The sequence below is a fragment of the Nonomuraea polychroma genome (assembly GCF_004011505.1).
In the GTDB taxonomy this organism is placed as follows: domain Bacteria; phylum Actinomycetota; class Actinomycetes; order Streptosporangiales; family Streptosporangiaceae; genus Nonomuraea; species Nonomuraea polychroma.
Window position 1 is genome coordinate 6,452,184 of record NZ_SAUN01000001.1, and the last position, 26,413, is coordinate 6,478,596.

29 protein-coding genes and 4 pseudogenes are annotated in these 26,413 nt (G+C 64.6%); 20 read left to right on the plus strand and 13 right to left on the minus strand.

The window, feature by feature from the left end; all coding sequences use genetic code 11:
• Nucleotides 1-154: 154 nt before the first annotated feature.
• Both EDD27_RS57000 and EDD27_RS58915 read left to right on the plus strand, forming a co-directional pair.
• Nucleotides 155-880, plus strand: a pseudogene (locus tag EDD27_RS57000) (IS5 family transposase); the annotation flags it as partial.
• A gap of 197 nt (nucleotides 881-1,077) precedes the next feature.
• Nucleotides 1,078-1,365 carry an excalibur calcium-binding domain-containing protein gene (locus tag EDD27_RS58915; RefSeq protein ID WP_127935264.1) on the plus strand — a complete coding sequence of 96 codons (288 nt, stop codon included), beginning with the start codon at nucleotides 1,078-1,080 and terminating at the stop codon, nucleotides 1,363-1,365.
• Here EDD27_RS58915 and EDD27_RS29405 read toward each other — a convergent pair.
• The 6 genes from EDD27_RS29405 to EDD27_RS29425 form a co-directional block, all read right to left on the minus strand.
• Nucleotides 1,339-1,743, minus strand: a complete 405-nt coding sequence (locus EDD27_RS29405) for a hypothetical protein (protein WP_127935265.1) — start codon at nucleotides 1,741-1,743, stop codon at nucleotides 1,339-1,341. The two genes, EDD27_RS58915 and EDD27_RS29405, sit on opposite strands and share 27 nt — an antisense overlap.
• 579 nt (nucleotides 1,744-2,322) lie before the next feature.
• Nucleotides 2,323-2,445, minus strand: coding sequence for a hypothetical protein (locus EDD27_RS57950; protein WP_277750761.1), 123 nt, complete (start codon nucleotides 2,443-2,445; stop codon nucleotides 2,323-2,325).
• Between the two features lie 70 nt (nucleotides 2,446-2,515).
• A complete protein-coding gene (locus EDD27_RS29410) occupies nucleotides 2,516-2,902 on the minus strand; it encodes a hypothetical protein (RefSeq protein WP_127935266.1) in 387 nt (128 codons plus the stop codon).
• A gap of 405 nt (nucleotides 2,903-3,307) precedes the next feature.
• On the minus strand, nucleotides 3,308-3,490 hold the full coding sequence (locus EDD27_RS29415) for a hypothetical protein (protein ID WP_127935267.1): 183 nt from the start codon (nucleotides 3,488-3,490) through the stop codon (nucleotides 3,308-3,310).
• Nucleotides 3,491-3,700: 210 nt separating this feature from the next.
• Nucleotides 3,701-4,012 carry a hypothetical protein gene (locus tag EDD27_RS29420; RefSeq protein ID WP_127935268.1) on the minus strand — a complete coding sequence of 104 codons (312 nt, stop codon included), beginning with the start codon at nucleotides 4,010-4,012 and terminating at the stop codon, nucleotides 3,701-3,703.
• A gap of 725 nt (nucleotides 4,013-4,737) precedes the next feature.
• The gene (locus EDD27_RS29425) at nucleotides 4,738-5,109 is read right to left on the minus strand and encodes a hypothetical protein (protein ID WP_127935269.1); all 372 of its coding nucleotides are present in this window, start codon (nucleotides 5,107-5,109) and stop codon (nucleotides 4,738-4,740) included.
• A gap of 101 nt (nucleotides 5,110-5,210) precedes the next feature.
• On the opposite strand from EDD27_RS29425, the gene EDD27_RS29430 reads away from it, so the two are divergent.
• Nucleotides 5,211-5,678, plus strand: a complete 468-nt coding sequence (locus EDD27_RS29430) for a DUF4279 domain-containing protein (protein WP_127935270.1) — start codon at nucleotides 5,211-5,213, stop codon at nucleotides 5,676-5,678.
• A 44-nt stretch (nucleotides 5,679-5,722) separates the two neighbouring features.
• Here EDD27_RS29430 and EDD27_RS29435 read toward each other — a convergent pair whose 3' ends face one another.
• Together EDD27_RS29435 and EDD27_RS58395 are read right to left on the minus strand one after the other, a co-directional pair.
• The gene (locus tag EDD27_RS29435) at nucleotides 5,723-6,325 is read right to left on the minus strand and encodes a transposase (RefSeq protein WP_338324762.1); all 603 of its coding nucleotides are present in this window, start codon (nucleotides 6,323-6,325) and stop codon (nucleotides 5,723-5,725) included.
• A gap of 3 nt (nucleotides 6,326-6,328) precedes the next feature.
• A pseudogene (locus tag EDD27_RS58395) lies at nucleotides 6,329-6,826 on the minus strand (IS110 family transposase); the annotation flags it as partial.
• A gap of 1,407 nt (nucleotides 6,827-8,233) precedes the next feature.
• Here EDD27_RS58395 and EDD27_RS29440 point away from each other — a divergent pair.
• A complete protein-coding gene (locus tag EDD27_RS29440) occupies nucleotides 8,234-9,937 on the plus strand; it encodes a pentapeptide repeat-containing protein (RefSeq protein ID WP_127935271.1) in 1,704 nt (567 codons plus the stop codon).
• A 77-nt stretch (nucleotides 9,938-10,014) separates the two neighbouring features.
• Here EDD27_RS29440 and EDD27_RS29445 read toward each other — a convergent pair whose 3' ends face one another.
• Nucleotides 10,015-11,304, minus strand: coding sequence for an NsdA family TPR-like regulatory protein (locus EDD27_RS29445; protein WP_127935272.1), 1,290 nt, complete (start codon nucleotides 11,302-11,304; stop codon nucleotides 10,015-10,017).
• Between the two features lie 357 nt (nucleotides 11,305-11,661).
• Between EDD27_RS29445 and EDD27_RS29450 the strand changes: the two genes are divergently transcribed.
• Together EDD27_RS29450 and EDD27_RS29455 are read left to right on the plus strand one after the other, a co-directional pair.
• Nucleotides 11,662-11,931, plus strand: a complete 270-nt coding sequence (locus tag EDD27_RS29450; RefSeq protein ID WP_127935273.1) for a hypothetical protein — start codon at nucleotides 11,662-11,664, stop codon at nucleotides 11,929-11,931.
• Nucleotides 11,932-12,200: 269 nt separating this feature from the next.
• Nucleotides 12,201-12,917 carry a GntR family transcriptional regulator gene (locus EDD27_RS29455; protein WP_206641707.1) on the plus strand — a complete coding sequence of 239 codons (717 nt, stop codon included), beginning with the start codon at nucleotides 12,201-12,203 and terminating at the stop codon, nucleotides 12,915-12,917.
• Between the two features lie 12 nt (nucleotides 12,918-12,929).
• Here the strand turns inward: EDD27_RS29455 and EDD27_RS29460 are convergent, their stop codons facing one another.
• Nucleotides 12,930-13,343, minus strand: a complete 414-nt coding sequence (locus EDD27_RS29460) for a hypothetical protein (protein WP_127935274.1) — start codon at nucleotides 13,341-13,343, stop codon at nucleotides 12,930-12,932.
• 158 nt (nucleotides 13,344-13,501) lie between these two features.
• Between EDD27_RS29460 and EDD27_RS29465 the strand changes: the two genes are divergently transcribed.
• The 8 genes and pseudogenes from EDD27_RS29465 (at nucleotide 13,502) to EDD27_RS55835 (ending at nucleotide 18,906) form a co-directional block, all read left to right on the plus strand.
• Complete coding sequence (locus tag EDD27_RS29465) at nucleotides 13,502-13,915, plus strand: plasmid replication, integration and excision activator (protein WP_127935275.1); 414 nt, start codon at nucleotides 13,502-13,504, stop codon at nucleotides 13,913-13,915.
• Nucleotides 13,915-14,181, plus strand: a complete 267-nt coding sequence (locus EDD27_RS29470; RefSeq protein WP_127935276.1) for a hypothetical protein — start codon at nucleotides 13,915-13,917, stop codon at nucleotides 14,179-14,181. The genes EDD27_RS29465 and EDD27_RS29470 overlap by 1 nt, the downstream gene beginning before the upstream one ends.
• Complete coding sequence (locus tag EDD27_RS29475) at nucleotides 14,178-14,492, plus strand: hypothetical protein (protein WP_127935277.1); 315 nt, start codon at nucleotides 14,178-14,180, stop codon at nucleotides 14,490-14,492. The genes EDD27_RS29470 and EDD27_RS29475 overlap by 4 nt, the downstream gene beginning before the upstream one ends.
• A gap of 84 nt (nucleotides 14,493-14,576) precedes the next feature.
• Nucleotides 14,577-15,995 (plus strand): FtsK/SpoIIIE domain-containing protein, encoded by a 1,419-nt coding sequence (locus EDD27_RS29480; protein WP_127935278.1) that lies wholly within the window; start codon nucleotides 14,577-14,579, stop codon nucleotides 15,993-15,995.
• 202 nt (nucleotides 15,996-16,197) lie between these two features.
• Nucleotides 16,198-17,028: pseudogene (locus EDD27_RS58400) on the plus strand (replication initiator).
• 25 nt (nucleotides 17,029-17,053) lie between these two features.
• Nucleotides 17,054-17,751, plus strand: a pseudogene (locus EDD27_RS58405) (replication initiator).
• Nucleotides 17,751-18,317, plus strand: a complete 567-nt coding sequence (locus EDD27_RS55830) for an N-terminal phage integrase SAM-like domain-containing protein (RefSeq protein WP_206641708.1) — start codon at nucleotides 17,751-17,753, stop codon at nucleotides 18,315-18,317. Before EDD27_RS58405 ends, EDD27_RS55830 begins: the two are co-directional and overlap by 1 nt.
• Nucleotides 18,289-18,906 carry a tyrosine-type recombinase/integrase gene (locus tag EDD27_RS55835; RefSeq protein WP_206641709.1) on the plus strand — a complete coding sequence of 206 codons (618 nt, stop codon included), beginning with the start codon at nucleotides 18,289-18,291 and terminating at the stop codon, nucleotides 18,904-18,906. Before EDD27_RS55830 ends, EDD27_RS55835 begins: the two co-directional genes overlap by 29 nt.
• Nucleotides 18,907-19,269: 363 nt before the next feature.
• Here EDD27_RS55835 and EDD27_RS29495 read toward each other — a convergent pair whose 3' ends face one another.
• Both EDD27_RS29495 and EDD27_RS29500 read right to left on the minus strand, forming a co-directional pair.
• Nucleotides 19,270-19,542: a hypothetical protein gene (locus tag EDD27_RS29495; protein WP_127935279.1), complete on the minus strand. Its 273-nt coding sequence runs from the start codon at nucleotides 19,540-19,542 to the stop codon at nucleotides 19,270-19,272.
• 301 nt (nucleotides 19,543-19,843) lie between these two features.
• Nucleotides 19,844-20,389, minus strand: coding sequence for a hypothetical protein (locus EDD27_RS29500; RefSeq protein WP_127935280.1), 546 nt, complete (start codon nucleotides 20,387-20,389; stop codon nucleotides 19,844-19,846).
• A 755-nt stretch (nucleotides 20,390-21,144) separates the two neighbouring features.
• Here EDD27_RS29500 and EDD27_RS29505 point away from each other — a divergent pair.
• On the plus strand, nucleotides 21,145-22,056 hold the full coding sequence (locus EDD27_RS29505) for a hypothetical protein (RefSeq protein WP_127935281.1): 912 nt from the start codon (nucleotides 21,145-21,147) through the stop codon (nucleotides 22,054-22,056).
• 26 nt (nucleotides 22,057-22,082) lie between these two features.
• Here EDD27_RS29505 and EDD27_RS29510 read toward each other — a convergent pair whose 3' ends face one another.
• Complete coding sequence (locus EDD27_RS29510; protein ID WP_127935282.1) at nucleotides 22,083-22,511, minus strand: NUDIX hydrolase; 429 nt, start codon at nucleotides 22,509-22,511, stop codon at nucleotides 22,083-22,085.
• 59 nt (nucleotides 22,512-22,570) lie between these two features.
• Between EDD27_RS29510 and EDD27_RS29515 the strand changes: the two genes are divergently transcribed.
• From EDD27_RS29515 to EDD27_RS29530, 5 genes are all read left to right on the plus strand, one after another.
• Nucleotides 22,571-23,362, plus strand: a complete 792-nt coding sequence (locus tag EDD27_RS29515; RefSeq protein ID WP_241564325.1) for a GntR family transcriptional regulator — start codon at nucleotides 22,571-22,573, stop codon at nucleotides 23,360-23,362.
• 129 nt (nucleotides 23,363-23,491) lie between these two features.
• Complete coding sequence (locus EDD27_RS29520) at nucleotides 23,492-23,803, plus strand: hypothetical protein (RefSeq protein ID WP_206641710.1); 312 nt, start codon at nucleotides 23,492-23,494, stop codon at nucleotides 23,801-23,803.
• Nucleotides 23,804-23,934: 131 nt separating this feature from the next.
• Nucleotides 23,935-24,108 (plus strand): hypothetical protein, encoded by a 174-nt coding sequence (locus EDD27_RS54625; protein ID WP_164903837.1) that lies wholly within the window; start codon nucleotides 23,935-23,937, stop codon nucleotides 24,106-24,108.
• Between the two features lie 354 nt (nucleotides 24,109-24,462).
• The gene (locus EDD27_RS29525; protein WP_127935284.1) at nucleotides 24,463-25,431 is read left to right on the plus strand and encodes a hypothetical protein; all 969 of its coding nucleotides are present in this window, start codon (nucleotides 24,463-24,465) and stop codon (nucleotides 25,429-25,431) included.
• Between the two features lie 110 nt (nucleotides 25,432-25,541).
• Nucleotides 25,542-26,402 carry an FtsK/SpoIIIE domain-containing protein gene (locus tag EDD27_RS29530; protein ID WP_127935285.1) on the plus strand — a complete coding sequence of 287 codons (861 nt, stop codon included), beginning with the start codon at nucleotides 25,542-25,544 and terminating at the stop codon, nucleotides 26,400-26,402.
• The last annotated feature ends 11 nt before the right edge of the window (nucleotides 26,403-26,413 follow it).

A 26,413-nucleotide genomic window follows, 5' to 3' on the forward strand; every position in this document is an offset into this window, starting at 1 on the left:
GGAGATCCTCCAGGGCCGACCGGCACCGCCGTACGACGGGGGTTTGGCTCGCGCGAGTCGACGGTGGCGTGCGGGGAGCGTTCGGCCACGGGTTACCCAAGACCTGTTTCTTAGATCTGCTGACAATGCGTGCGCATCTTGTCACTCTTGGCGTATGGGTCGTGGTGACTTGACGAACGCCGAGTGGGCACGGCTGGCGCCACTGCTGCCCGCGGGCAGCAAGCGCGGCGGTCGATGGAACGACCACCGCACGGTGATCAACGGAGTGCTGTATCGGGCCCGAACCGGCGTGCCCTGGCGCGATCTGCCCAGGCGTTACGGCTGCTGGGTGACCGTCTACAAGCGGCACCGCCGCTGGGCGGCGGACGGCACCTGGCAACGACTCGTGGCCGCGATGCAGGCCGCCGAGGAGGCGGCCGGCCGCACCGACGGCGATGTCGCGGTGGACTCCACCACCGTGCGGGCGCACCAGCACGCCGCCACTGCGCCACGCCAGACCCCGCCGCCTCCAGCGGGCGATAGAGGAGAGCCGATGGGGACATATGGGGGCGATCGACGCTGACCAGCCTGTGCAACCGGCTGGCGGCAATGATCAAATCGGCGAATGCTTAGGCGGTTCACGCGGTGGCTTGATCACCACCAAGCTGCACCTGTCGGCAGCGGACCGCTGCCGCGCGCTGTCGCTGGTGCTGACCCTGGGCCAGTACGGCGACAGCCGACAGTTCCGGCCTGCCTTGGATAGGATCAGGGTGCCGCGTGTAGGCCCGGGCCGGCCCCGGACTCCCGTGGCCGCCGCTGTCGATGCGGTGGCCGCCCGCCCGGGTTGCACCGCGAGCACTACACCAAGCGCAACGTTGTGGAGCATGCGATCAACCGGCTGAGTCCCCGCCGGGGGCACAGTTTAGGAGTAGAACTCATAGCCTTCGGGCCTGGGCGCAAAATCCTCAGGACGTGTCTGCCGCAGTTCCTCGATGCGGGCGGCCAAGAAGTCGATCGCTTCGGGGATTGAGCAAGCGAACCTGTCACGAATGAGTCGGATGCCACGGAGGTGTGCCCAGTTGAGGATGCAGTCGTCAAGTGAGGCCCAGTCACTGCCCATGGGTCGAGTCTGACAGGTTCTGGCATGGGCATCAGCGCAATTTGGCCGCGCGGCTCCCGCGCGAGAACGGCCCCCAGGCCACGAGGCAGCCCACACGGGAGGAGACCGGCGGCATCGATCCGAGGTACCGCACCTGCGCGGAAGCGAACGCCCAGGGACTCGGCCCGTACGTGAAGGGCCAAGATCCTGAGTACGAGTGGTATCAGGACCGAGATGGCGATGGACGCGTCTGGGCCGCGTTAGGTCTCCTTTTCGTCGTCTTCTGAAGTGTCGCCCTGATCTTCTTCCTCTTCAGTCTCGGGTTCGCCGGGCTCGGATCCGGAGTCTTCCCCGCCGAGCATCCGGCCTGGGTCCTCGCCTCGGCGGAATGCGCCCACGGCTGCCTGAACGAGGGAGCCCAACCCAATGACACACATGGCGGCGATGGCTGCCTCTAGCGACACCGCCAACAGCCCCAGGCAGACCGCGCCAGCAGCAAGGAGAACCGTGATGACGACGACATCCTTGTTGATACTGATCTTTCGCTTGGCTTGTCTGACAGGCGATGAGGGGAGCGGCTCCCACAGCAGGCCGCAGTGGGGGCATCTCCACGGCTTGGTGGTGCCCTCCGGGGCGGAAGGACAGGCGCACTGGTGCGGGGTCACGGTGTCGCTCCTCTGCAGGGCCTACTCGATGATCATTATTAACCAACCGCGTACAGGATGCCGTTGGCTGGTCGCCCGTGTAACGCCTGCAGAAGATGTGCTCGCGGCGGCCTTGGTCACTTGCCGGTAGATCGACACCTCCATGTACCGGGTCTGGCTCGGCGTGTGTCGACTATGCGGCATTCCATCCAGCCAACATCCATGGCTCTCCGCCGAAGCGGACACCAGCCCACACGTGCAGTGTGCGGCCGAGCGTATGGTGGCGCCGCCGACGCAGAGCGCCCGCGCTGCCGGGCGCCGTGCACGTCGTGGCCGCCGCTCGGAAGGTCGGCCTGATCGACGCCTTGACGCGGATCGTGGGTGACGCTCCGCCACTGAGGGCCGATCAGATGCAGACGCTCCGCCGCATCTTCGCCAGCGTAGAAATGACGAAAGAGGGGCCGGGCGGCCCATAGGCGAACCGACCCCGGCCTGTCGCTCCCGACCGGATTCGAACCGGTGTTTCAGCCAGCAGGGAGCCAAGCCCTACCGCGGCCACGTCCCGGGCCACTAGACGAGAGCGGCCCTATCAGGGCATTGTCAGTATGGCTGTCGCTGATCCGACTGCAAACCGTTCAGCGCCACATACATGATCCCGAGCGCGTCGAGCACGGCCAGGGCGACGGTGACCCACTCGCCGGTCACAATGACGTCGTCACCCATCGCGGTGATGAGCGAGGCCGTACCAGCGCGAACGCCGACACGATGGCCTTGGCGAAGCTACCTACCTTGATCACGAGTCCTCCTCAGTACGCGCAGGTCGGGGTGGGGGTCGGGGCGGGACGGTTTCGCACTCGTACGTGAGCGTGGTGTCCGTCGTCTTCGTGCATGTCTCGACCGCGCCGCCGCGCTTGAAGACCACGGTCGCGGGCACGAGCAGGGCGACGGGGATGGCGTGCTTCGTCGGCAGGAAGACCCGCCGCTCGCTGCTCTTGCACTTGCTGAACTGGGACCGGCGCAGGTTCAGCGGCTCCAGCAGTCGCATGCCGCCGGTCTTGGCGTTGACGCACACGCCGTACTGGTTCGGCTTGGCCGGCGCGGCGGCCGACACGGTGGCGGCACCGCCGATGCCGAACGTGAGGACGAGAGCGGACAGGATGGCAGCGCTCTTGTAGCGCATGCTCCTCTATCAGGGGACACACGAAAGGCGCCCGCATCCAGCTAGGACGCCTCGGTGAGGGCTGCAGGCCTCATGTGATGGGAACTGGTAGGCCGGATTTCCGACTGCTATCGGATCTTGATATCAGCGTGGGAAGCTCTCCGCCGTGACCGAATCAGAAGAACACCCCAAGGCTCGCGGCCGCGACATGGAGACGTCCGAGGTCATCGGGTTCGCGGGACTCATCGCCATCGTCGGGGGCGTCATCCTAGCCGTCGTCCAGGCAAACTCCGGCCCTGATGACTCGCCCTGGGTGACCATCTTCATCGGCGTGGCCCTGGTAGGTGTAGGCCTTCGAATCGAAGCCGCCATCCGTGACCGGTCGCGTGGCTAGCCATGGTCAGTAACGCAGCCACAGGCCGTCGCTCATGCGACCTTCAGCAGCACAGCCCACGCCTTGGAGCCGACGATGCCGTCCTCCTCGATGCTCGCAGCGTTCTGCAGGCCCTTGACGCCCGGCTCGTGGTACTCGGTGAACACGGTGTCGTCCACCGCGTCCCTGTCGATCGCGAAGCCGCGGGCGGCGAGCAGGTAGGTGAGGGCCTTCACGCGCCAGCCCTTGTCGCCGCGGCGAAGTTCGGGCTGAGGCTCTTGCGCGCCGCACCGAGCATCCCTGCAGCCGTCACGTGTCCCTCTCGCCGCGGTAGATGCCGTCAGCGTCGGGAGGGTCGTACAGGCTTGCCAGGATCGCCTCTTCGTCGTCCTCGGACGGGCCCCACTCGCGGGTTTCCACGGCGCGGCGACACGGTTGGCCTCGGGTCAGCCAGGGTGGGGGCGCGAGTCGACGGCCCCCGGCCGTCCCCCCGCTCCTTGCATGAATGTCACGACGGCCAAAACGAGCGACCCCACAGCGATCAGCGCAGCTAGCGACGGCAGCAGCCAGCGGCTGCGCTCCAACACCCGCAGCCGCGCCTCGTGGTCGGTCAGATCACTGCGCATGTCGTCGTGAGCGGACGCCACCTGGTCGGCCTTGCTGCCGAGCTGGTCGACTTTGCCGCACGCGGTGCGGAGTTCGTCGTAAATCTCTCGGGCTCCGATCTGTACGCCGGCCAACGGGTTTATCTGCGTCACTCACGGCTCTTAGCTGGGTCATACGGCAAAGCAGCCGTGAATTGGGTCGGGGGCCCGTCCCGATTATCCGGTCCTTGCTGATCTGGCGGACGCGCCGTGGCCGGGCCGGGTACGGCGCCCCTGGCCCGCCGCCGTCCCAGGTGAGGAGTTCGCCCCGCCGCGGCAACGCGGCTTTTGGTCCTACCATCCCAAGCTGCATCACGTGGTGGCCTGGCTGCCGGTCCTGAACGGGTTGAAGGTGCACGGGATTCGGCACGGCCACAAGGTGTGGCACGACGAGGACGGACATCCCCATGGTGGCGACGGAGGAGCGTCTCGGGCACGAGCTCCCGGGGATCATCGACACCTACTCGCACACGTCGCTGGAGTGATCCGCCGCATCGTGGATTCCTACAGGGTCGGTGGGAGAAGTCGCTTCGGGAGCGGGCGGCGATGCATGATGGACGGTCTCCGGTGCCGCTCCCGAATGATCTCTTGGAGCCTTTCCGGAAGATCGCTCAGGAGATCATCTCCGAATCTCTCCCAAGCGACCGTTTCGGATCTTCGACCCGACCAAAAAGGGTGGTCTGACCTGGGTGGGCGGTACTGGGTTCGAGCCAGTGACCCCTCGCTTATAAGGAGCCATGATCCGCTTTGCGTGCTGCTGGCCTGGGCTTCCCCAACGTCGTCGCCACCTACTTGGAAGTGACCACCCTGGAGCTAATGGCACGCTAATGGCACGGCGATCACGGCTCTGAGTTCTGCTTCTCAACGGACTCGGCGATCGCGCGAAGTCTCTGGATCTCGTTGAATATCTCCTCGTCGGAGAGCACTGAGATGACCGTCAACCCTTGGGGACCAGGTTCCCTGTGGAACTTGCCCAGGGTGTGGCAGAGCGCCGCACGTAGTTCGCCAAGCTCTCGTTGGATCGCGTCTCGCTGAACTCTGCGTGTCGCCAGCTCGATGCGCATGGGTGTGTGGCTTCCGGGTCCGCTTTCCTTGGTGGTGGTGACGCCTTCAACTTGGACGTATTCATCGCCAGGGCGGACGTCGATCACTACGGGGGTGTCGTCGGGTAGACCTTCGAGGTAGTCGAGGAGCTGCCGTACGGTGAGCATGACCGCAGCGTTTCTGGGATGGGCGCACCTGCGCAAGCTCCCGCCTGCCTTGACGCTCCTATGTCAAGTCCGATCAGCTTGTAGATCGTTAGGGTCGTCGTGTGCGTGTCCGTCAGTACGTCTACTTCGTTATGAGAAGCGACATCCTCACGGCTGAGGAGATGTCGGCTCGGATCGGCTTGGACCCGGACGAAGTCATGGTCCAAGGGAGCCGAAGCATGCAGCCGCTCCGTCCGGCCGTGCATGCCTGGAAGGTTGCGTGCCGCGATCCGGGGTTGACCGTCAATGAAATGATCTCTCGTGTGGTTGACCGGCTTGAGCCGTTCAGTGAGGCCATCGGCGGGCTTGTGGAGGAGTTGAACCGCGGTCACAGCGGTTCATGTGCCGTTTTGCAGGTCGTTCGCTACTTCGACGATGAGGAGGGTGAGGTGGAGGACCTGCGTTCGCCGGACCCGGCCTTGGAGAAGATACCGGGGCAGCATCAACTGCTGGGCTGGCACTTGGACGGCCGAGTGGTGCGGTTCTTGGTCTCGACCGGCGCCGAGCTTGATGTGGATGAATACGGCTAAGAGGCCCGCCAGGCAGAGATGATGCCACCGTGTGGACTGTCGCCTTAAGAAGCCAATCGATCGGGTGCGGCCTGGTCGTGGTCGTGGACAAGGGCGCGATAGATCACGTCGGAGAGGTGCCGTTTCAGGACACGGAAGCTGCCCTTGGTGGTGTCTCGGGTGGTTTCCTGGCGCCGTTTGAGCAGCGCTCGGGCGCCTTCGTGGCAGCGGGCCTGGGTGATGGCGATGCGGTGCAAGGTGGTGTTGAGCTGCCGGTTGCCGCCACGATTGAGCCGGTGACGGTCGTCGTTGCCGTTCCAGACGGGGATCGGGGCGGTTCCGTTGTGCCGGGCGAAGGCCGCCGAGCTGCGGAAGCGGGTGATGTCGCCGACCTCTCCCAGGAGTTTGGCGGCGGTCACCACGTTCACGCCGACGATCGCCATCAGGCGCGGAACGCGGGCCTGAACCAGTGGCTTGAGCTCCTTTTCGATCGCGTCGATCTCGATGCTGAGCGAGTCGATGAGGGCGATCTGCGCTAGCGCGACGCGGCTGACCGTGCTGGCTGGCAGGGCTTGGAGCTGCGCGGTGAGCTTGCGCCGGGTGGTGACCTGCTTGAGTTTGGTCACCGCGGCCGCCAGGTCCGGGTTGAGGTCGTGGACCAGCCACATCACGCGGTTGATCAGTCTGGTGCGCTCGGCGACGAGGGCCTCACGGTGATCGACGAGCAGGCGGATCGGCCGGGTCTGCTCATCCAGTCGCGCGGTCGGCAGGTCGGGCTCGCGCAGGGCCAGACGTGCGATGGCAAGGGCGTCGATCGGGTCGGACTTGCCGCGTTCGCGACCGCCGCGACGCTCGCCTGCGGTGCGGTTGGGCGGCACGGGGATCACGGTCTAGCCGGCGGCCAGCAGGTCGCGGACCAGGCCGCCGGCGACGTGCCGGACATCTTCCACCGCCCACACGCGCTCTTCGGGAGCGAGTTTGCGGGCCCAGACCAGGAGTTGGACGTGTCCGTGGTCGCGGGCCTGGACGGTGCGGTCGCCCTTCTTGCGGCCGACTTCATCGACGGCGACTGCGGTGTGGGTGCGCTTGTGCGAATCGATACCGATCACCATCATGGACATTGTCTCCTTCATACAAGGGGGACGACATCCGGGCTGGTCGGCGGACATATCTCAGTTGAGGGAACTGCCAGGCTCCTATCAAGTCATGCCGTCCGGCCCGGCCAATGTCGAGGACCAGGCCGCCCTGGACAGGTCAGGCACAAGCCATACACCTTCCGGCAGATCATCCCTGAGTCACCAGGCGTCCTGGACCCGCACGAGCGGGCACTACAAGCGTGACACTGAGATCATCCCGTCTGCTGTCGACCCGCCCGAGGGGGAAGCAGACCAGGGCCACGGGGTCAAGGTGGAGCGCCCCACTGGACGAACGACCTTGACCCCGTGGCCCTGGTCTGCTCGGCTTGTCCCGGGTCGATGGCGGACGGGATGATCAGGCTTCCACCTCAACCACCTACGACCCCGGCGTGGCGCATGGCCATCATCCCGGAGCTGGAGCGCCCCCGCCGGAGGCATGGGTTTCCTCGGCGCTGGGGGCTTAGATGACACGCCCTCGTATGCGATCATCGTGGTTATGCCATCGATCAGAAAGGGCCATGCCGCGTAGGCGCCCTTCCGAGGTCCGTACACGGGGATCGGCGTGTGGGACCCACAGAGCTGTGATCCATCATGTTCCCGGGCTTGGCCGTCGTCCCATGGCCGCGGTGATCGCCCTCGAACACACCCGCATGTGGCCCGGCGCGGTGGCGGCAGCCCTGGCGGCTTGGCAAGAGGCGGCCCTGATGGGGACCGCTGACCGCGTCTTCTTCAGGTGCGAGTGCCATGAGTGCACCGGTGATGCGCCCCGCCGGCGACTTCAACAGGCTCTCATCGGCTTACCGCCGTGGGCCAGGGCGCATCTGTATGCCTTGGTCCTGCCCGTTGACCTGTATTACCTCCGCCGAACCTCACCGATGCCGCCTACGTCGCCCGATTCGGATTGGGCGCGGTGGCAACGACGTCGTTGGGTGAGGATCGGAGCGTGTAGAGGCGGAACGTGCTGGCGCGCTCAGGCGGCGCGGCAACCCCGGTCGAAGTGTTCGGTCGGTACGGCGGGCGCGGCGTGCGGTGCCCGGCCCGGTGTCCCGCCGCCGTCCGGGACCGGCCCCCAGGCCGCACGCCCGGACGGCGGGCGGGCGGAGGGCCGGGGGGTACGGCGGCGCGCCGCGCCGCCGCTTGATCCCTACAAGCGCTATTCGGCAGGGATGAAGCATAACAACGAAGTGTGGTAAGTCTGCTGCAGCCCCGAGGTCATCGGTGCAGAATCAAGTCATGCCCTTCCGAAACATGCCGACATGGCCGCAGTGCAGCTTGGACAGCTGCGAGGCTGACCAAGCAGGCCATGGTTGCGACAAATGCGTCACACACGCGTCCAAGGAAGAATTCGAAGCCTGGCTTGCACGGATCGGCCCGGGATCGAAGATATATTTGGGAAAGACTCAATTAACCGAGAAGGTCTTAGAAAGAATCAAGGAGTCCGTGAGCGACCAGAAAGACCATCCTAATTTCGGCCACCTCTCCTTGAGGCAGGCCGAAATTGATGGACCTATAGACTTGAGGTATTCCCGATTCGCGACGAAGCCCGACTTCTTTCGCTTGAAGACATCTTCTTATATTGATCTCGAAGGAGCAATCCTAGAGAAAGGAATTAAAGCAAGCTCCATGGAAGCGCCGCAAGGCGTCGACTTCTATCGCGCCACACTGGGTGGAGGATTAGACCTAGAAGGTTCGAAAATTGGCGACCGACTTAGAATTGCCCGCTGCGGCACTATCAATGGATCTCTTGTATTGAGAGGCTGCGAAATAGGCGGCGAGCTTGAATGCTATGACATGACCGTGTCTGGTCCCGCATTTCTGTCGGGCATGCTAGTCGAAGGCGATATCTCAATCCGCAATCTGTCATTTTCTGGAGATGTTCAATGCTTCTACACAGTCTCTAACCGTAGCATGGATATATCGGATTGCCGTTTTCTCGACAGGGTGGATTGCGAAGGATTGCGTGTTGCACATGACCTGATTTGGGATGGGGCGATTTTCCAGCAGAATGCAATTTTTGATAAGGCGGACATGTTCGGCTTCATAGAGGGCACAGCCATTTTTCACGGAGAGGCCAGCTTTACTCGCACAATTTTTCGATCCCCCACCACAATACGTGCCTGCGTACGCGGAGTGGACTTGCGAGAAACAAGATTTGAGGCAGGGACTACTTTACTTCTCCGTTACGCAACCGTTGACATGTCGGGCGCAGTCCTTGCTGGCCCAACCAATCTAGTTGCCCTTAGTCGCCCTTTTCAGGGACTCTTTAACGAGCCCCTGGAGGAGTCTGCACAGTTAGCTGGCGATCCGCGCGTGAAGCTAGTCGATGTGAATAGCGTTGACACAAGCAGCCTGACACTAACTGATATAGACCTGACGCACTGTCGATTCGCCGGGGCTTTCAATTTGGATAAGCTTCGACTCGAAGGTGCGTGGACTTTCAACAACCCACCGAGCAAACGCATCGGGTTGACGCCATTCATCTGGACAAAACGAAAGATCATCGAAGAGGAGCGCCAGTGGCGCGCGCTTCATAGACACTCACGACCGCTAAGATCTGGATGGGGCGATCCTCCATCCCACGAGCAGGACGTTCCTGGACTCGCCGCGTTGACGACCATCTATAGACAACTTCGCAAGGGTCGGGAAGATGCCAAAGACGAGCCAGGCGCCAACGATTTCTATTATGGCGAGATGGAGATGCGTCGCCACAGCCAAGAATGGCGAAAGGCGGAACGATGGCTACTGCAGGCCTACTGGCTCCTGTCTGGCTATGGCCTCCGCGCCTCTCGGGCTTTTGCCTGGCTCGGCATCACCATGGCCCTTACTATTATCCTGATGATGGGATTCGGCCTTCCTCAAGACCCTATAAAACAGGAAGCAATCGGAACCATTTCCGATGCCGGAAGGAGAGTCACACTCGAGATTGAGAAGCAAGCCCCAAAAAATCCGAGCGGAGCGAGATTTACCAGCAAACGCCTTGAGAAGGCAATAAACGTAACACTTAACTCTGCAGTATTCCGTTCCAGTGGGCAAGATCTTACAAGGGCTGGGACGTACATAGAGATGGCATCACGGATTGTCCAGCCAGCTCTTCTAGCGCTGGGAATACTGGCGATTCGTGGTCGGATCAAACGCGGAAACTAGCAGCGAGACGGTCGCCCGTTTGCGGGCAACTCACTTATAGATCGCCTCCGACAGCTTATTCATACGAATACATGCCGCTAGTCCAGCAGTTCTACATTGCGTGTCAACAGTGCACGTCTGGCCACAACCAACCGATCATGAAATTCACTTGCAAGGGCCTCTCGACGATATCGCTGCCGCAATACGCGGTCGAGATCCCCAGCTCGGTTGACGAGATCGCTGAGGGAGCGTCGGTCGATGTCAAAAGCGGCCATGCCCTCCTGCACCGCGGCGTCGAGGTCGCCCCGTCGGGCATGGACGATGCCGAGGTCTATGTGTGCGTCGGCGACTCGCATGGGAGCGTTGGAGGTGCCGTCTGGGCGGGTGTGCATTTGGATGGTTTCGCGGGCGTGTTCTTCGGCGCGGTCATCATCAGCGAGCCAGGTGTAGCAGGTGGCGGCGTAGAAGACCCATTTGGCGTGGTCGAAGACGAAGTGGTGGTCTTGGTGGTCGGGTATGGGCAGGCTGCCGAGTACTTCAGCTCCGCGGGTCAGGGCTCGGTCGGCTTCGCGGCGGTCTCCGATGCGGGCAAGGCCGCGGGCTTCTTGGAGAGTGAGTTGGACCATGGCGCTGCTGGTACCGGCCACGGCTTGGCCCATGCGGGCGGCGGTGACGACGTCTTCGTAGCGGCCTTCGACGAGGGCGAACCAGGCTGACATCTCGTGTGCCCAGCCCATGAGTTCGCCGTGTCCGACCTGGCGGCCCATCTCGAATGCGGCGCGTCGGGCTGTTTCGGCTTCTTCCCTTTCGCCCAGGTCGTAGTGGACGCAGCCCAGCAGGGCAGTGAGCCAACCGGTGATCACGAGCAGTTCGCGGTGCTGGTCCAAGGTGAGGCGTCCGGCAAGCAGGTGGTTGATCTGGGCGAGACGTTTTTGCGTGCGGTCTCGTAGCGTGCCTGCGAGGACGACGGGGTAGGCGCGGCACAGGAGATCGACGGCCTCGGCGAGGGCCTCCAGGGTTCCCGCGCCAACATCCGATGCCTGGAGTTGCTGGGCGAGTTCCATGGTCCCGTACAGGTCGGCCTCGGCTCGGAGGGCGTCGGCGGGGATCACGCGGGCCTCGATGAGGCCGCTGCCAGTGTGCTTGTTCTGGGAGAACCCGAGCATTTCCGGCTCCATGCCGGTCAGTTGGGTGAGCGCCAGCCGGTACGGCGTGCGTGGCCATCGGACCTCGCCGGCCTCCCAGCGACGGACCCGTTCCTCGTCACACGTCAGGCATTCGGCGATGCCTACCGGGGTGGCGTTGATGCGATCGGCCATTTCCGCACGCGTCAGCCTGTTTTCGTTGCGCCAGGCGCGGAGGCGAACGTTTGGGATGTAGTCGGGCATCTTCGGGTCTTCCTCCCGGCTGGGGGCTCGAAAGGGGAAATGAGTGGGCCGTTCAGGGGTCCTGCTCAGACTCGGTTGCCGGTGGACTTGTCATCAATCAACCACGGTACGTCACGCGGCCTCCCGCCACAGGGAACACCGGATGAACGAGGAGATGGCGACGGTGAGCCGGCCAGACGAGACAAGCAAGACGTCGCCGTGCCCCGGCTGCCGGGGACGCGGGATCAAGCTGCGCGACTCGCGCCGTGCGCTCCTCATCGGCGACAGCGACACAGATCAGACCCCTAGTGAGGAGCGGGAATGTCTCGACTGCCTCGGAGGCGGCCAGGCCGAAGGGAACGGGAAACGAACTCGATCATGCAAGCGGCGCTGAACTTCCCGCAGAAGCAGGAAGAGGGCGACATGCTCGTCCGGCTGCGCGACCAGCTCACGAACCTCGGTGTCAACGCCGAGCTGCGGGACAACAACACCGCGCTCATGGTGCACAAGCGGGAGCCGGGGATACCGGTGTGGGTGTTCGTCGGGTTCGGCGGGGCCTACTACTCCTGGCAGAGCGCCGAGCAGCGGCACCCGACCAGTGATCCGGAGGGTGCGGCGAAGCTCCTGGCTGAGTACATCGCCAGGTGATGACCGGCGCGGCGAGACGAGCGCGTTCCCTGTCGGAGGGGGTAGGGACGCCGCCGCCTCGTCTCGTCGCGCCGCTCCCGGCAGGCAGTTGCAGTGGTGTGCCCCCGCGGCGACCTTTCCCCGCCCGGCTGCTGTGCTGCCTGCCGGTTCTCTCTGTACGGCCTCCCGCCTTGTGGCAACTTCGTGGACAGGCTGTGGCTGGCCGGTTACTCTCAAACTTAGTAAAACAACCTGTCGGCTGTTGGACGGTCATGATGTCGCTGGAGTCCGTGCCGCCTAAGTATGCGCAGCTTGTCCAGACTCTCCAGAGGCGCATCGAGGCAGGAGACTACCCACCGGGCACGCTTCTCCCCAGTGAGAACCAGCTCATCCAAGAGTTCAGCGTCTCCCGTCCCACCGTGGTCGCCGCCCTGCGGGTGCTGCGTGAGCAGGGCTGGATCGAGTCCCAGCAGGGCAAGGGGCGCTTCGTGCGCGGCCGTCCGGCCATGGCCTCCATTGAGCAGAAGCGGCCTGGACAGGCGTACCTGACCAAGCCGGAGGCCGACACTACGGGCGAGGTTGTCGAAGTGGGCGCTGTGGCGGCCCCGAACCGCGTTGGTGTGCTGCTGGACGTACAGCCCAAGAGCAAGGTGTTCGTCCGGCGGCGGCTCATCGTGCGTGACGGCGAGCCGACCGAGCTGGTGTCGCTCTGGCTGCCGTTGGATCTCTCCGGAGGTACGGATCTCACCAGTGGTGAGCCGTTGCGGCAGGGGTTCCGGGAGCATCTTCAGGCTCGTAAGGGCGTCCGGTTCGACCACATCGTGGAGCAGATCACCGCGCGCATGCCTGCGTCCGACGAGGCCAAGCAACTGGCCATGCCCAAGAACATCCCGCTCCTAGCGGTCTTCGGCGCTGTCCGTGATGCCTCCGGCCGGCCCCTTGCTGTCGTCGAGGTCCTGCTCCCTGCTGACCGGCACGAGTTGGAAGACGCCTACCCGATCACGTGATCGGGCTGCCGTCTATGTGCAGCGGTGGTCCCAATCGCTAGAGCTGATGTCGCTGAACTCCACAACGACGGCTCTACCGTCTCCGGTGTCCTCGCCCCAGGTCAGACGGACGTTGGCCTCGTTCTCCACTCCGGCAATCGCGGCCTTGCGGTAGTAGGCACCGATCTCCCCCGCCGACAGGCCGGTGCTGAGAGGCAGTCGGATCTCATAGTGGCAGTAGTCGCCACTTCCACCGGAGTTCTTGCCGAATTCGGCTTCGGTGTCGCCATTGCTGCGTGTCTCAGGCGGCAGCGGGATGGCCAGCACTCGCTCATGAAAGTCGTCGAGCCGGGCATCGTCGCGCCACACCGGCTTCATGATCAGCAGGAACAGCCCGACCAGCGGGGCGATCACGGCCACGGCTAAGCAGCCCCACAGGATTCGCATCAGATCCTCCCCAGATGTCCGACCATCGGCTTGGGCGCCTGTCTATCGCACAGGTGACACGCCCGTCACCTCACACCTAGTCACTTGACCTAGCAAGCTACACAGAGTTACGGTCTAACTACTTGATAGGTCGAGTGCCTGTCATTCAAGAGACCGTTATGGCTCTGCAAGGCCCCATCCCGGTCACCTTCGCCATGGTCTTCCCGCACGGCTGCTACATCGTCGGCGAGGTCGAGCCCGTCAAGGACTTCGACGCCTCGTCCAACGGCCGGTTCGTGCAGGCCCGCGACAAGCAGACCGCAGAGCTGGTCTGGCAGGTCGCGGTCATGGACGGTGACCCGACCCTCAAGCCCGCCCAGAAGACGGTGGCGGTCAAGATCCTGGCCCCGGTTCAGCCGGTGCCTCCGCAGCCGATGCCGGGGCTGCCGTTCACGCCGGTCGAGTTCGACGGCATCTCGGTCACGCCGTACGTCAACGCGGCCGGCCGTCTGGCCTACTCCATCAAGGTCCACGACATGCACGCTCCCCGACAGACCGCCCAACCCGCCAAGGCCGGAAAGGAAGCCGCCTGATGACCCGACGCCGCACCCCGCGTAACAGCGTGATCCGGCTGACCACCGGACACGCCGCCCGCACCATGAACCACCCGTTCGCCCGCCGTGAGCCCGTCCTGGCGCTCGACTTCGGCGCCACCTCCGTCCTGGTCACCACGAGCGGGCCGGTGACGGCGGAAGACCTGGAGTTCGCGCGCCAGCTCGCCCGCGAGGCCCACCGCTTCGCCCACTCCCTGGAACGCAGCTTCTACGGCCTTACCGACGATCAGGGAGTGGCGGCATGAGCGAACACCGGCCCTACACCTACGTCGCCTTGTCCATACGACCCGACTCCGACCCGCACGTCGGCGTCTCCTTCCACACGCCGCGCCTCCAGATCCGCGCCCGACTGCTGGTCAGCAATCCCCGGCCGTACCTGGAATTCGCCTCCCACGAGGCCAACGTGCACATCTCCACCACCGGGGCCGGGCCGGTCACCGACGCCGACCTGAACATCGCTCGCGAGATCTTCAACGCCGCCGCTCGTTACCTGGCCGACTGCGAGCTGCTGCACGCCGAAGAGTCGGCCAAGGACGCCACCGACACGGCGGCCTGACGCGAAGCGGGGCCGCTGGAAGCGGCAACTTCCGGCGGCCCCTCGGTTCTCCCCTGACTCCACATCACGAGAGGTTCCCAGCTTATGTTCAAGCGGCTGCCTGGCGATGAGGCGCGCAACCTCGTCTCCACCACGCCGGATACGGCCGTCGTCTTCCGACCGGCCGTGCTCCAGACTCCCGCCATCATCACCTTCCTCGTCTACGGTTGGCGCTTCCTGGCTGCCCTCGTCCGCACGACATGGCGGCATCCTGTCGCCGTCGCCGTCCCCGTCGTCCTCGGCGGCATCGGGTACTGGTACGGCTGGCCTGCTGCGGCATCCACCCTTGGCTTCGTCGTCCTGTCCATGCTCGCCTGGGCCTGCACCGACGGCGATCTCTTCTCCCGCATCGTCGGCTTCCGGTTGCTTGCCCTGTGGCGGCTGGTGTCGGTCTACCGGCGTCACTGGCATGGCGTCATGGACGTCTCCGGACTGGCCAAGCGCATCAACGGTCGCGTCTACATGCCGCGTCTGCTCCGCGTCACCTGCGACAGCTGGGCCGACCGCATCACGGTCCGGATGCTCGGCGGCCAGGCGGTCAAAGACTGGTCCGACCGCATCGACAACCTCGCCCAAGGCTTCGGCGCAACCTCCTGCCGGGTCGCGCTCGTCAAGGGTGGCCGATTGCTGCTGACCTTCCCGCGCAGCGATCCGCTCGCCGCGCCCATGCCCGCCCTTCCCATCCCGGACGAACCATCGGTCGGACCGGTCGAGATCGGCAAGCAAGAGGACGGCCGACCGCTCCGGCTCAAGGTCCACGGCACGCACGTCCTGATCGCGGGCGCGACCGGGGCGGGCAAGGGTTCGTTCCTGTGGGACACCATCCGCGGGCTGCTTCCCGCCATGCGGGCGGGCCTGGCCGAGGTCTGGGCGCTGGATCCCAAGCTGATGGAGCTGTCCTTCGGACGCGAGCTGTTCCAGGGCCGGTACGCCGCCGATCCGTCCGACTGCGCCGACCTGCTCGACGAGGCCGTCTCCGTCATGCAGAAGCGAGCGGCCCGCTTCGCCGGTCTCCAACGCTCCCACGTCCCGACGATCGAGGACCCGTTCGTCCTGGTGCTCGTGGACGAGGTGGCGTTCCTGACCGGCTACCAACCCGACCGGCAACTCCGGCAGCGCATCTCCGCCGCCCTGGCCACCCTCGCCACCCAAGGCCGCTCGGTCGGCGTCGGCGTCATGGCCGCCCTCCAAGACCCACGCAAGGAGGTCATGAACATCCGCAACCTGTTCCCCGACAAGATCGCCCTCCAACTCGACGAGTCGGAGCAGGTGGACATGGTCCTCGGCGACGGCGCACGCGATCGAGGCGCACTCGCCGACCACATCTCGCCCATCCCCGAGCAAGGGGCCGGCGTCGCCTACATGCGGCTAGAGACATCACCCGAACCGATCAGAGTGAGAGCCGCCTACGTCTCCGACACCGACATCCGCGCCATGGTCGCCTACTACGGGCAGGCCGCATGACACTCGCCCACTTCCTCGACGGCCTTCGCTGCGCCACCTGCCTCACCCTGAACGTTCTCTGGCTCGATCCCGTCCGCGCCCTGGTCAAGTGCTCCGAATGCGGCCAGACCGCGCTCATCGTCACTGAACCCGATGAAGGGAGGACCGCATGACCCATGCGCAAGACCCCGCCCTCCCTCGAGCTGTCCGACAGGCCATGCCGATGGCCCGAGACGTGCTCGTAGAGGTCGCCAAGCTCCAGGGCGTCTGCATCCGGCCGATCCCGCTCAAGCGGCTCGACACCCACACCGGCAAGTGGGAGATCATCGACGTACCGTGCGGAGCCACCCTCGACAGCAAGTGCCCGCCCTGTGCCAAGCGCAACAAGCAGCTCTGCAAGGCCCAGTGCCGCGAGGGCTGACACCTCGACGAAGAACCCACCATCACACCCGACGAGGCCAACGAGGAACAGCGCTGGCTCATCGAGTTCCGCGCCGACGTCCAAGCCCAGCGTGACGCCGCTGACAAGGCCGGCCAGGACACCGCCGAGCTGGATGCGCTGATCGCTGGCCTCGACGAGGAGATCAACGCCGCCGGGATGCGCGGCAACGTCCTCGGCCGTACCGCCGCCAAGCGCTCCCGCTCAACCAGGCGGCGGCAGGACGCTCCCGACCTGCCCAAGCGCAAGATGACCAACACCACCCTTGGACGCACCTTCCGAGGCACTGACGGCAAGATCTACCGGCCGTCCCTGTTCGTCACGCTCACCTTGCCCTCGTACGGCAAGGTTCGCGACGGCGTACCCATCGATCCGGACGCCTACGACTACCGGCGCGCCGCCCGAGACGCGCTGCACTTCTCCAAGCTGGTGGATCGCTTCGTGCAGAATCTGCGCCGAGTCGCGGGCTATGACGTGCAGTACTTCGCCTCGGTGGAGCCTCAGAAGCGGCTCGCGCCGCACCTGCACATGGCCATCCGTGGAACGCTCCCCACGAGCAGAGATCAAGCAGATCGCCGCCGCCACCTACCACCAGGTGTGGTGGCCACAGGCTGACGAAGTCGTCTTCGACGGCGAGCACATGCCCGTCTGGCAGGACGGCACCGGCTACCTGAACCCGGCAACCGGCGAGGTCCTTCCCACCTGGGACGAAGCCCTCGACGCGATCGACGAGGACGCCGAACCGCTGCACGTCATCCGCTTCGGCGAACAGGTCGATGTGCAAGGCGTGCTCGCCGGTACCCCGGACGCCGACCAGTGCATCCGGTACCTGTCCAAGTACCTCACCAAGTCCATCGGTGACGCCCTCGACGGCGGCCAGGCGCAGCAAAAGCACGCCGCCCGCATGCTCGACGCTCTTCGTTACGAGCCCTGCTCACCCACCTGCCCGAACTGGCTGCGCTACAGCATCCAGCCAAGGACGCCAAGCCCGGCATGCAGCCCGGCCGTTGCCGGGGCAAGGCCCACAAGCCGGAACACCTCGGCTACGCCGGACGCCGCATCCTCGTCTCCCGCAAGTGGAGCAACAAGACCCTCGCCGAGCACAAGCAGGACCGCCGCACCTGGGTCCTGGAGGCCCTCGGCCAGGCCGACGAACCTACCGACCCGCACCGCTACGTCTGGCGCCCCGTACCGGCCGGAGACGCCAACGTGCCACCCCTTGCCGTCCGGCTCCTCCGGTCCGTCCATGAACGCCAACGCTGGCGAGCCCACCTCCGCGAACTGGAGGCCAGAGCAGCAGGAGATCTCTCGGCAACTGACCTCGGGAGGGCGGCCTGATGGCCAACAAGCCAGGCAAGCGGCGCTTCGGGAGCATCCGCCAACTCCCGTCCGGCAGATTCCAGATCCGTTATCCCGGCCCTGACGGCAAGATCCGCCTGGGTGAGACCACCTACGCGCGTGAACGCGACGCCGAGAAGGCACTCTCGCTGATCGAGGCCAAGCTGATCACGGGCGACTGGACTGACCCACAGCGCGCCAAGGTCAAGCTCGGCGACTACGCGGACAAGTGGATCAGGGAACGGACGAATCTCCGGCCTCGAACCGTCGAGATCTACAAGGGCCTGCTCAAGCGCTACATCCGTCCTCACCTTGGAGGCGTGCCCATCGGCAAGGTGGACACGGCTGCGATCCGTGAGTGGCGGGTCCTGCTGCTCGGCAATGGTGTCGGCCCGTCAGGTGGCCAAGGCGTACCGCTTCCTGCGGGCCGTTCTCATGACGGCGGCAGACGATCAGATCATCCCGCGCAACCCGTGCCGCATTCGAGGCGCGGGCGAGGAGAAGCCAGAAGAGCGGCCGGTCCTCACCGTGGGGAAGGTGTTCGAGCTGGCCGGCCTGATGCCTGAACGCCTGCGTGCTTTGGTCCTCCTCGCCACCTTCGCCAGCCTGCGTTGGGGCGAAGTGGCGGCTCTGCGGCGGATGGACCTGGACCTCGCAGCCCGGACCGTCAGCGTTCGGCAACAGCACGGCGAACTCGACACGGACGAACTCCTCGTCGGCACGCCCAAGTCCCGCGCGGGAGTCCGCACGGTGGCCATCCCGGAAGCGATCATCCCGGCACTCCGCGAACACCTCGACCAGTTCACGGAACCAGAACCCGACGCGCTGATCTTCACGGGTGCACGAGGCGGCATCCTTCGCCGCAGCAATTTCCGGCGCGCGGCCAAGTGGGACGCGAGCACAAGGAAGATCGGCTTCCCCGGCCTGCACTTCCACGATCTCCGACACACCGGCAACACGATCGCCGCCAACGCCGGCGCAAGTCTCAAAGATCTCATGCAAGGGATGGGACACGACTCCGTCCGCGCCGCCCTGATCTACCAGCACAGCACGGCACAAGCCAACCGGAAGATCGCCGATTCCATGAACGACAAGATCAACGAGAGCAACTCGGACGACGATGGATCTTCAGGAGCGCTCGTCCGCGTGAGCTAATGGCACGTTAATGCCACGAAGCCCCGTTTCCATGATCGGAGACGGGGCTCTTTCTGCTGGTGGGCGGTACTGGGTTCGAACCAGTGACCCCTCGCTTGTAAGAGTAGCCATTCGATCACTGGATCGGCGTTTTCGCTGCTCAGGTCTACATTCGGTGTGCACTCATGTGCATGGTCGCGTTGTGCTGGGCGTCGCTGATGTCACTCAGTTTGGCACTCAATTCTGCAAAACCTCGAGCGTTAGAACCACGCTTCTTGGCTGCTCGCCTGCCGTCGACTCTATTCGAAGGGCGGGAGCGGGGCCGGCGGCAGTGCTGAGAGCGAATCAGCGATTTCTATGTAAGGTGCTTGCCCGATCAGCTCATCAGTCCAGGGATGCGAAGAACGACAGTGTCAGTAGACTCACCAGACCCATGGCGATGCCGGACAGGATGGCAGCGGCGTCTCTGCGGTAGATGAGGGCGAGTACGAAGGCCAGCGGTGGAGCAAACAGCCACACCAACCCCGTCGCGACAATCAACGGGTCAGGCATGGCGATCGTGCCATAGAGCTGTCTGGATAGCTGGAACGTGGCGGCAAGCCACAGAATTGCGAGTCCGAGCAGGCTGTATGAGATCCACCGTCCGCTTCTTGTCATGAGGCGTCATTATGTATGTCCGCTGCCCTGCGGTACAGATCATGGTCGACTCGGTGGCGTGGTCCCGCAGCTGGCAGGTGATGGAAGGTGGAAGCCTGGCCTGGCGATAGGACTCGAACCAGCTTCCCACCGTTTGGGTCAGTTCACGTCGGTCCCAATGCAAGGTCGGCCCAGTCACCCGAGTCCAGATCCGTTCGGACCCGGTTACGTGGCGTGGCTCCCGTCTTGGCTCCCCTTGGGGCGCTCAGCCAATCACGGCCCGCACGTTCGATCCGCGCACGGTTTCGATCACTCCACGTACTCAGTAGGACCATCGGCGCCACCGGCGTTCCCGCCAGTGGCGGATGAGATACGGGATGCCGAGGATTACCCATGCTAGGACGCCGAGCAGGATCCGGCCGAGACCCGGCGGGCCCGGAACTCCAGGGAACTCGTTCACCGGGGGCACGGAAACCGTGGCTGCGATCTCGTCGACTCGGTTCTGGATCTGCTGTTGCTCGGTCTCCGACAGCCCGTCGCTACCGAGCTGACTAGACAGGGTGAGCACTTCCTTGCGCTGGCCGTCGGTGAACCCCTTGAAGCCCTTGAACGTGGTCGTGTCGACTGATTGCCGCCACGGCGGAGGGGCTGCACCCCGCCGTCCACAGTACGTCCGTGCCCCGTCTTTGATATCGATGTGAAGCGGTGCCCTCCAATTGCAGTCGTCGCCGGGGTTGCCGAACTGCACTGCGTACCTATCAGCCTCGGCCGACATCTCGGAGCCGCCCATGATTATCAAGGCCCCGCCACCCATGAGTAATCCCATGGTGCCGAAGAAGACGATCACTCCAAGGAAGAATTCCCGCATGTGACCCCAACCCATCGTGCGTCAACAAGCGACATTGTAAGGGCCGGCACCCTTGACCTGCCCGTATGCCGTCGTCCCACCCGCAGGGGTAGCGGGCCAGCCGCGGGGCTGCCCTGGCCGCGAGCCCGGTGCCAGGGCCCGTGATGGAGCGTAGGCGGCCCCGCGGCTGGTCTGCTAGGGCTTGCCCTGGGATGACGGCAGGCGGGCAGGCTTCCACGGCAACCCCCTCAGACGGGCCGGGACGATCTTGGCTGCCCGGAGCCGGAGCGCCCCCGCCGGAGGCGTGCAGTAAGGCCGGCTTCGTGATAGCGCACGCGTGCGCTGACTGGTCCGGCTCCGTGACCCGAGAAGTGCGCCCCCTGTGATCAGTCTGTACCGTCGCACGGCGGCCCCCTTCCACTCGTCCGCGCCAGCCGTCCGGCGCGCTCTTAGCCGTCCGCCGGGAGCGCCAGCGGGAGGCGGCGGCGTTGCCGAGACGGCGGCGCGTGCGGCCCCCTCGGGGCCGCCTTGAAGACGTACAGAAACTTCTCACAGATGCGCGGTGAGACACGTGGTGAGATCGCGGTGAGATCAGGTGAGCTCAGGCAGCGCGGTGATTTTGCTGCGGGTGGACCAAGATCCTCTCCGCCACCCTAGGCCAGCCACCCGCGTCTGCTGCTGCCCCGAGCTCCGCCCGGCACTGCTGACGTCCCATGACCGGTTCCATGATCGGCTGTACGCTGCCAGCACGGCCGGACCGGAAGGGAAGCGGCACCATGACTGCGGATCTTGAATTAACGGCGCGCGAGGCCGCGAAGAGCCTGCGGAACTGGCGGAAGAGCAATACGGAGGCCGACACGCGCGGCGTCGCGCATGTCGGAGAGGGAGTTCTGCGATGTGCACTATGCGGCACGACGCTGGTTGTAGCCCAGGAAGACAAGGGCTGGTATGCCGCGAGCTTCTCCTATTCCTGCGCCGACCCCGGCTGTGGTCAAGGCGCCCTACCAGTAGCCGAAGTGGATCGTGAGCTGGAGGAGTTCACCCGGCGACGCCTGAAGGAGCCCGCGGTCGTCGCCGCATGGCGGGCCACCCGCCTGGCAGAGCTGGATGAGCAAATCGCCGACGCCCGCCCCATTCTCCCGTGGTGCTGGGATCAACGGCGACGCAGACAACTGAGCCGTAGGCTGGCACCCAGCGAATGGCTGTTCACCCCATACACGTGCACGAGCGGATCCAGGCATTACCTGTACTTCTTCGGAACCGAGCTGACGGATCTCATCGTGGAGCGGGCCAGAACGGTTGCGGAGCCGCAGCGGGGCCGCTCCGTCGGAGAGTTGGTGCAAGCGGAGAGGGAGTGGACCTATCTGTGGCTCGACATCCACCGGCTGAAACGACGGCAGGTGCGTCGCATGCTCGGACGCCGGGCTCTGCAGGAGATCGACGACGATTGGGAGCAGCGGCAGACTCGGCTGTGGGACCTGCTGAAGGAGACTGACTGGCAGTACTCAGGTCCGGCACGGCAGCCTTTGGAGGACAGGGCCATGGACCAGGAATGGTCACAGTCTCCTGGTGTCATGGCGCGACAGCGACGGTCTCTGCTGGCCTACGCACTCGGCGACAACCAGCTTGTGCTGTCCGCGACCGTGGATGCCGGATCCCGTGTCCGGGTCGTTCCTGCTGTCAGCTGACCGCGCTGCGGTGCCGGTCGACCTCGTCAGAAGACTGTGATCCCGTTGTGTTGACGTACGGCGGGCTTGCCGTCGTGAAGGGCGTCAAGCACGCGGACAGCGAAAGCTTCGTCGGCCATGGATATCACTTCTTCAGGGGTGGCCCACAGGAACCCGCTCACCTCATCGTTGTTCGTCAGCTCGCCTCCGGTCTTGACGCAACGGAAGACGAGGGCCACGATGCCACGGGCCATGTTCTTGTAGACACCAGTCAGGGCGATTGGTTCGACGTCAAGGCCAGTCTCTTCCTTGACCTCACGACGGAGACCGTCCTGGATGGACTCACCGAGCTCCAGAACTCCGCCTGGCGGTTCCCAGTGGGAGTTGTCCCGTCGTCGGATAAGGAGCGCACGGCCGGCAGGATCGACGACGACGCCAGCGACGCTGACTGAGTGTTTCTGCTGGCCATCGTTCATGTTGACCTCCAAGCGTATCCTAGACACTAGTAGACGTCTGTACGAGTTGAGGAGTTGCGGTGGGCACGGAGATGGTGGGCCTTGGATCTGTGGATCCGACCAGTGACCGTGCCGTATTCCGACAGATCGCTGATCAACTTCGTGATGCGATTGAGCGCGGACGGCTGAGCGAGGGTGACAAGCTTCCCTCGGAAGCCAGGCTGATGGAGCACTACGGTGTGGCACGCATGACGGTGAGGAACGCGCTCCAAGCTTTGCAGACCGAAGGCCTGATCGTTTCGGAGCATGGGCGTGGCGTTTACGTCCGAACCCGCCCAATGGTGAGACGACTTGCCTCGGACCGGTTTGCTCGACGTCATCGCAAAGAGGGTAAAGCTGCGTTCCTTGCCGAATCGAGTCAGGTCGGCGCGAAAGCGGATGTTGACATGATCTCCGTGCAGGAAGTGACGCCTCCCCCGGAGATCGCGGAGCGGTTGCGGCTGCGTAGCGGTGAGGTGACCACAGCTAGGAGTCGCCGGTACTCGCTCAACGGGAAGCCTGTAGAGACAGCGATCTCTTATCTTCCGGTGGATATTGCGCGAGGCACACCGATAGAAGAGCCGAATCCCGGGCCGGGTGGAATTTACGGACGTCTTGAGGATCTCGGACACACCCTGGAGCGGTTCACGGAAGATGTGCATTCCCGGATGCCTACCCAGGAGGAGACACGGCTTCTGAGACTTGCGCCCGGAGTGCCGGTGTTTCGCCTGATTCGCACTGCTTATGACCTGAATGGGCGGGCTGTGGAGGTTTGCGACACGATCATGGCGGCAGACGCCTACGTTTTGTCGTACGAACTTCCCGCGCATTAGTTGACACCTCCCTTCGACTCCTCTATACAGGTAGCCATACTCCTCTAGACGAGTAGACGCCTAGAGAGCGGGATCGCATCGAGAGGCGGTGCGCCCAAGATCGAAGGGAAGGGCTCCATGAAGCTCTACGTGGACACGAGCAACAAGCAGGTGACGGTGTCGAAGGGAGCGGTCGAGAAGACCGATCAGACCGGTCGCCAGAAGGCCGAGCGCGACACGGGCCGGCCGATGTGGTCGACGCAGGTGTTCATCCTGGACGACGACGGTGGCGAGGTCATCACCATCACTACGGCCGGTGTCCGGCCCGAGGTGAAGGTGGGTCAGGTCGTCACTCTCTCCAAGCTGGAGGCCCTGCCGTGGTCGACCAACGGGCGCAGCGGCGTTGCGTTTCGCGCGCAGGAGATCAAGGCAGCGACGGTTTCGTCGGTCAAGTCCGCCTGACCTAGCTCCAGACGCTCACAGTTCACCCGAGGTGTCCGCTCCGTGATGCCACGCCGAAACGGATTCGGATGCATCACACCCAGGCCCAATGGCCTATCCATCTTCTCCTCATCACAGAGAGAACGATCGAGATGAGCAAAAACGAGAGAATCGTGCTCAAAGGTCTGGCCCAGAAGTGGCTGATTCAGGCGTCGCACTACGAAATCCACCCCACAGCGGAAAAGACGCTGCGCGAGCGCGCACGTGACCTCAAGGGCGACGTCACCACGTCGGAACTCGACAGGCTGCTCAAGCCTTGGACCTGACCGACCGTCCAACCTGGAAGCGCGCGGGGTCGCCAATCTGCCCTGATCCGGCCCCGCCGCAATCACTCCAAACCGACACGGTCCTGGCAGAGGAGGGACCAGCAATGGCGTACCGATCTCACATTTACCACCCGGGTAAGCCAGGCATTTGGCCGAACGGTGAACCGCAATCGGTGCGAGACGCCTACGACGTCATGCTCACACAACAGGCACAGGAGACCGATTCCGACTCCCAGCCAACCGCTGGCGAAAGCCGCTGATCACAGAAAAATGCGCGGGGCCGCCAATCTGCCCAGATCCGGCCCCGCCGCAATCACTCCAAAACCGACATCCCTCGTGGAAGGAAGTCGACCCATGGCCAAGAATAGCCGCCGCACGCCGTCCCGGCGAGACTCCGGCCGCCGTGGCTCGGTCACGGTGATCGAGGACCACGTGTCCCGGTCCTACACCCGCAACGCCAAAATCGCCTTCTGGGTGGTCTCCGTCGTGGCCGGCCTGCTGGCCGCCACCATCCTGGCCGACCACTGGCACCCCATCATCGCTCTCATCCTCGGCGGCGCCATCGGCGCACTGGTAGCTCTGCCCATCGCCGCCGTGATCGCCATCTGGCCCGTGCTGCGGGTCATCGTCTGGTGGCTGCCGGAAATCCACGCCGCCGCCGGCCTCGTCTACGGCTTCATGATCCTGGCCCAGCACACCACCCTGGCCATCCGCTTGACGGTCATCGGCACGCTCGCGCTGCCGTTCGCGCTCCCTGTGGTCCGCCGCCAGGTCATGAAAGTGGCCTGGTGCGTCATCTCCCGGCACCGTCTACGAACCTGCTTCGCCGCCTTCATCATCGGCAACAACCGCGCCTCGCTGCCGTTCGTCCTATGGGCACGTCCCACCCTGGTGGGCGAATCCGTCTGGCTGTGGCTTCGCCCCGGCCTGGCCATGTCGGACCTGGAGGGCCGACTCGAACAGATCGCTGCCGCCTGCTGGGCCGACAAAGTCACCGTCGAGCGCGCCTCGCAATCCAACTCCGCCCTCGTGCGGGTCGACATCAGCCGACGCGACGCCCTCACCGGACGCGTCGTCTCCCCGCTCACCGACGAGATCAACGCGGCGGACGACACGATCAACCAGCCGTCAACACTCGTCCTCGACACCGGAACCGGCGGGCTGGACCTGGACGACGTCACCGAAGCGTCCGTCACCGACACACCCAAGAACACCACCAAGAACGGCCGGACCGACAACGGCAACAAGCCTGCTCCTGCTCGGGCGGCCGTCACGGTCCCGGCCGCACGCGGCGCGGAAGACATCAGCGACTACATCGACTGACGCAGCCGCTTCCCGCTGCACCAACCCATCACACCCATGCGTGGGCGGCCGAGCACTTCCCCGGCCCGGCCGTCCTCCGGTACGCCAGGCTCGCAGAAAGAGACACGCTCATGACCATCACCGACGCGCCCACCAGTGCGAGGGTGCCGATAGGGCCGATGCTGTCGATGTATGACCCGATCTTCATCGGGATCGACGAGATGCGCCGGCCGGTCTACCTGCCGCTCATCTACCGCAACATCCTCGCCGCCGGTGAACCGGGCGGCGGAAAGTCCGGCCTGGTCCAATGCATCGGCTGCCACGCCGCCCTGTGCGACCGCACCCGGCTCGTCCTCCTGGACGGCAAACAAGTCGAGCTCGGCATGCTCGCCCCCGCCGCTGACAAGTTCGTCGGCCCCGACATCGACGAAGCCATCATCACCCTGCGCCGTCTCCAGCAGGTGATGAACAACCGCTACACGTGGCTGACTGCCCGCCGCCGCCGCAAGATCGACCAGTACGACGACGTCAACGTCATCGTCGTCATCATCGATGAGATCGCCTACTTCTCGGCCACCGTGGGCGATGAGCGCCAGCAACGCGAATTCATCGCTCTCCTGCGCGACCTGGTCGCACGCGGCCGAGCCGCCGGCATCATCGTCGTCGCCGCCACCCAACGCCCCAGCGTCGACATCATCCCCAAATCGATGCGCGACCTGTTCGGCTACCGCGCCGCGTTCCGCTGCACCTCTTCCGGCTCCAGCGACATCATCCTCGGCGACGGCTGGTCCGGCTCCGGCTACAGCGCCACCGACATCCTGCCGACCAGCCAGGGCGTGTGCTACCTCATCGCCGAAGGCGGCACCCCCCGAAAGATCAAGGTCGCTTACCTCACTGACAGCGACATCGCGCACATTGCTGACTACGCCGTCGCCATCCGCCGTAACGGCCGCAACGGCTCACCCTTGTCCACACACCAACTCGCTGCCTGACCTCGTGGCGA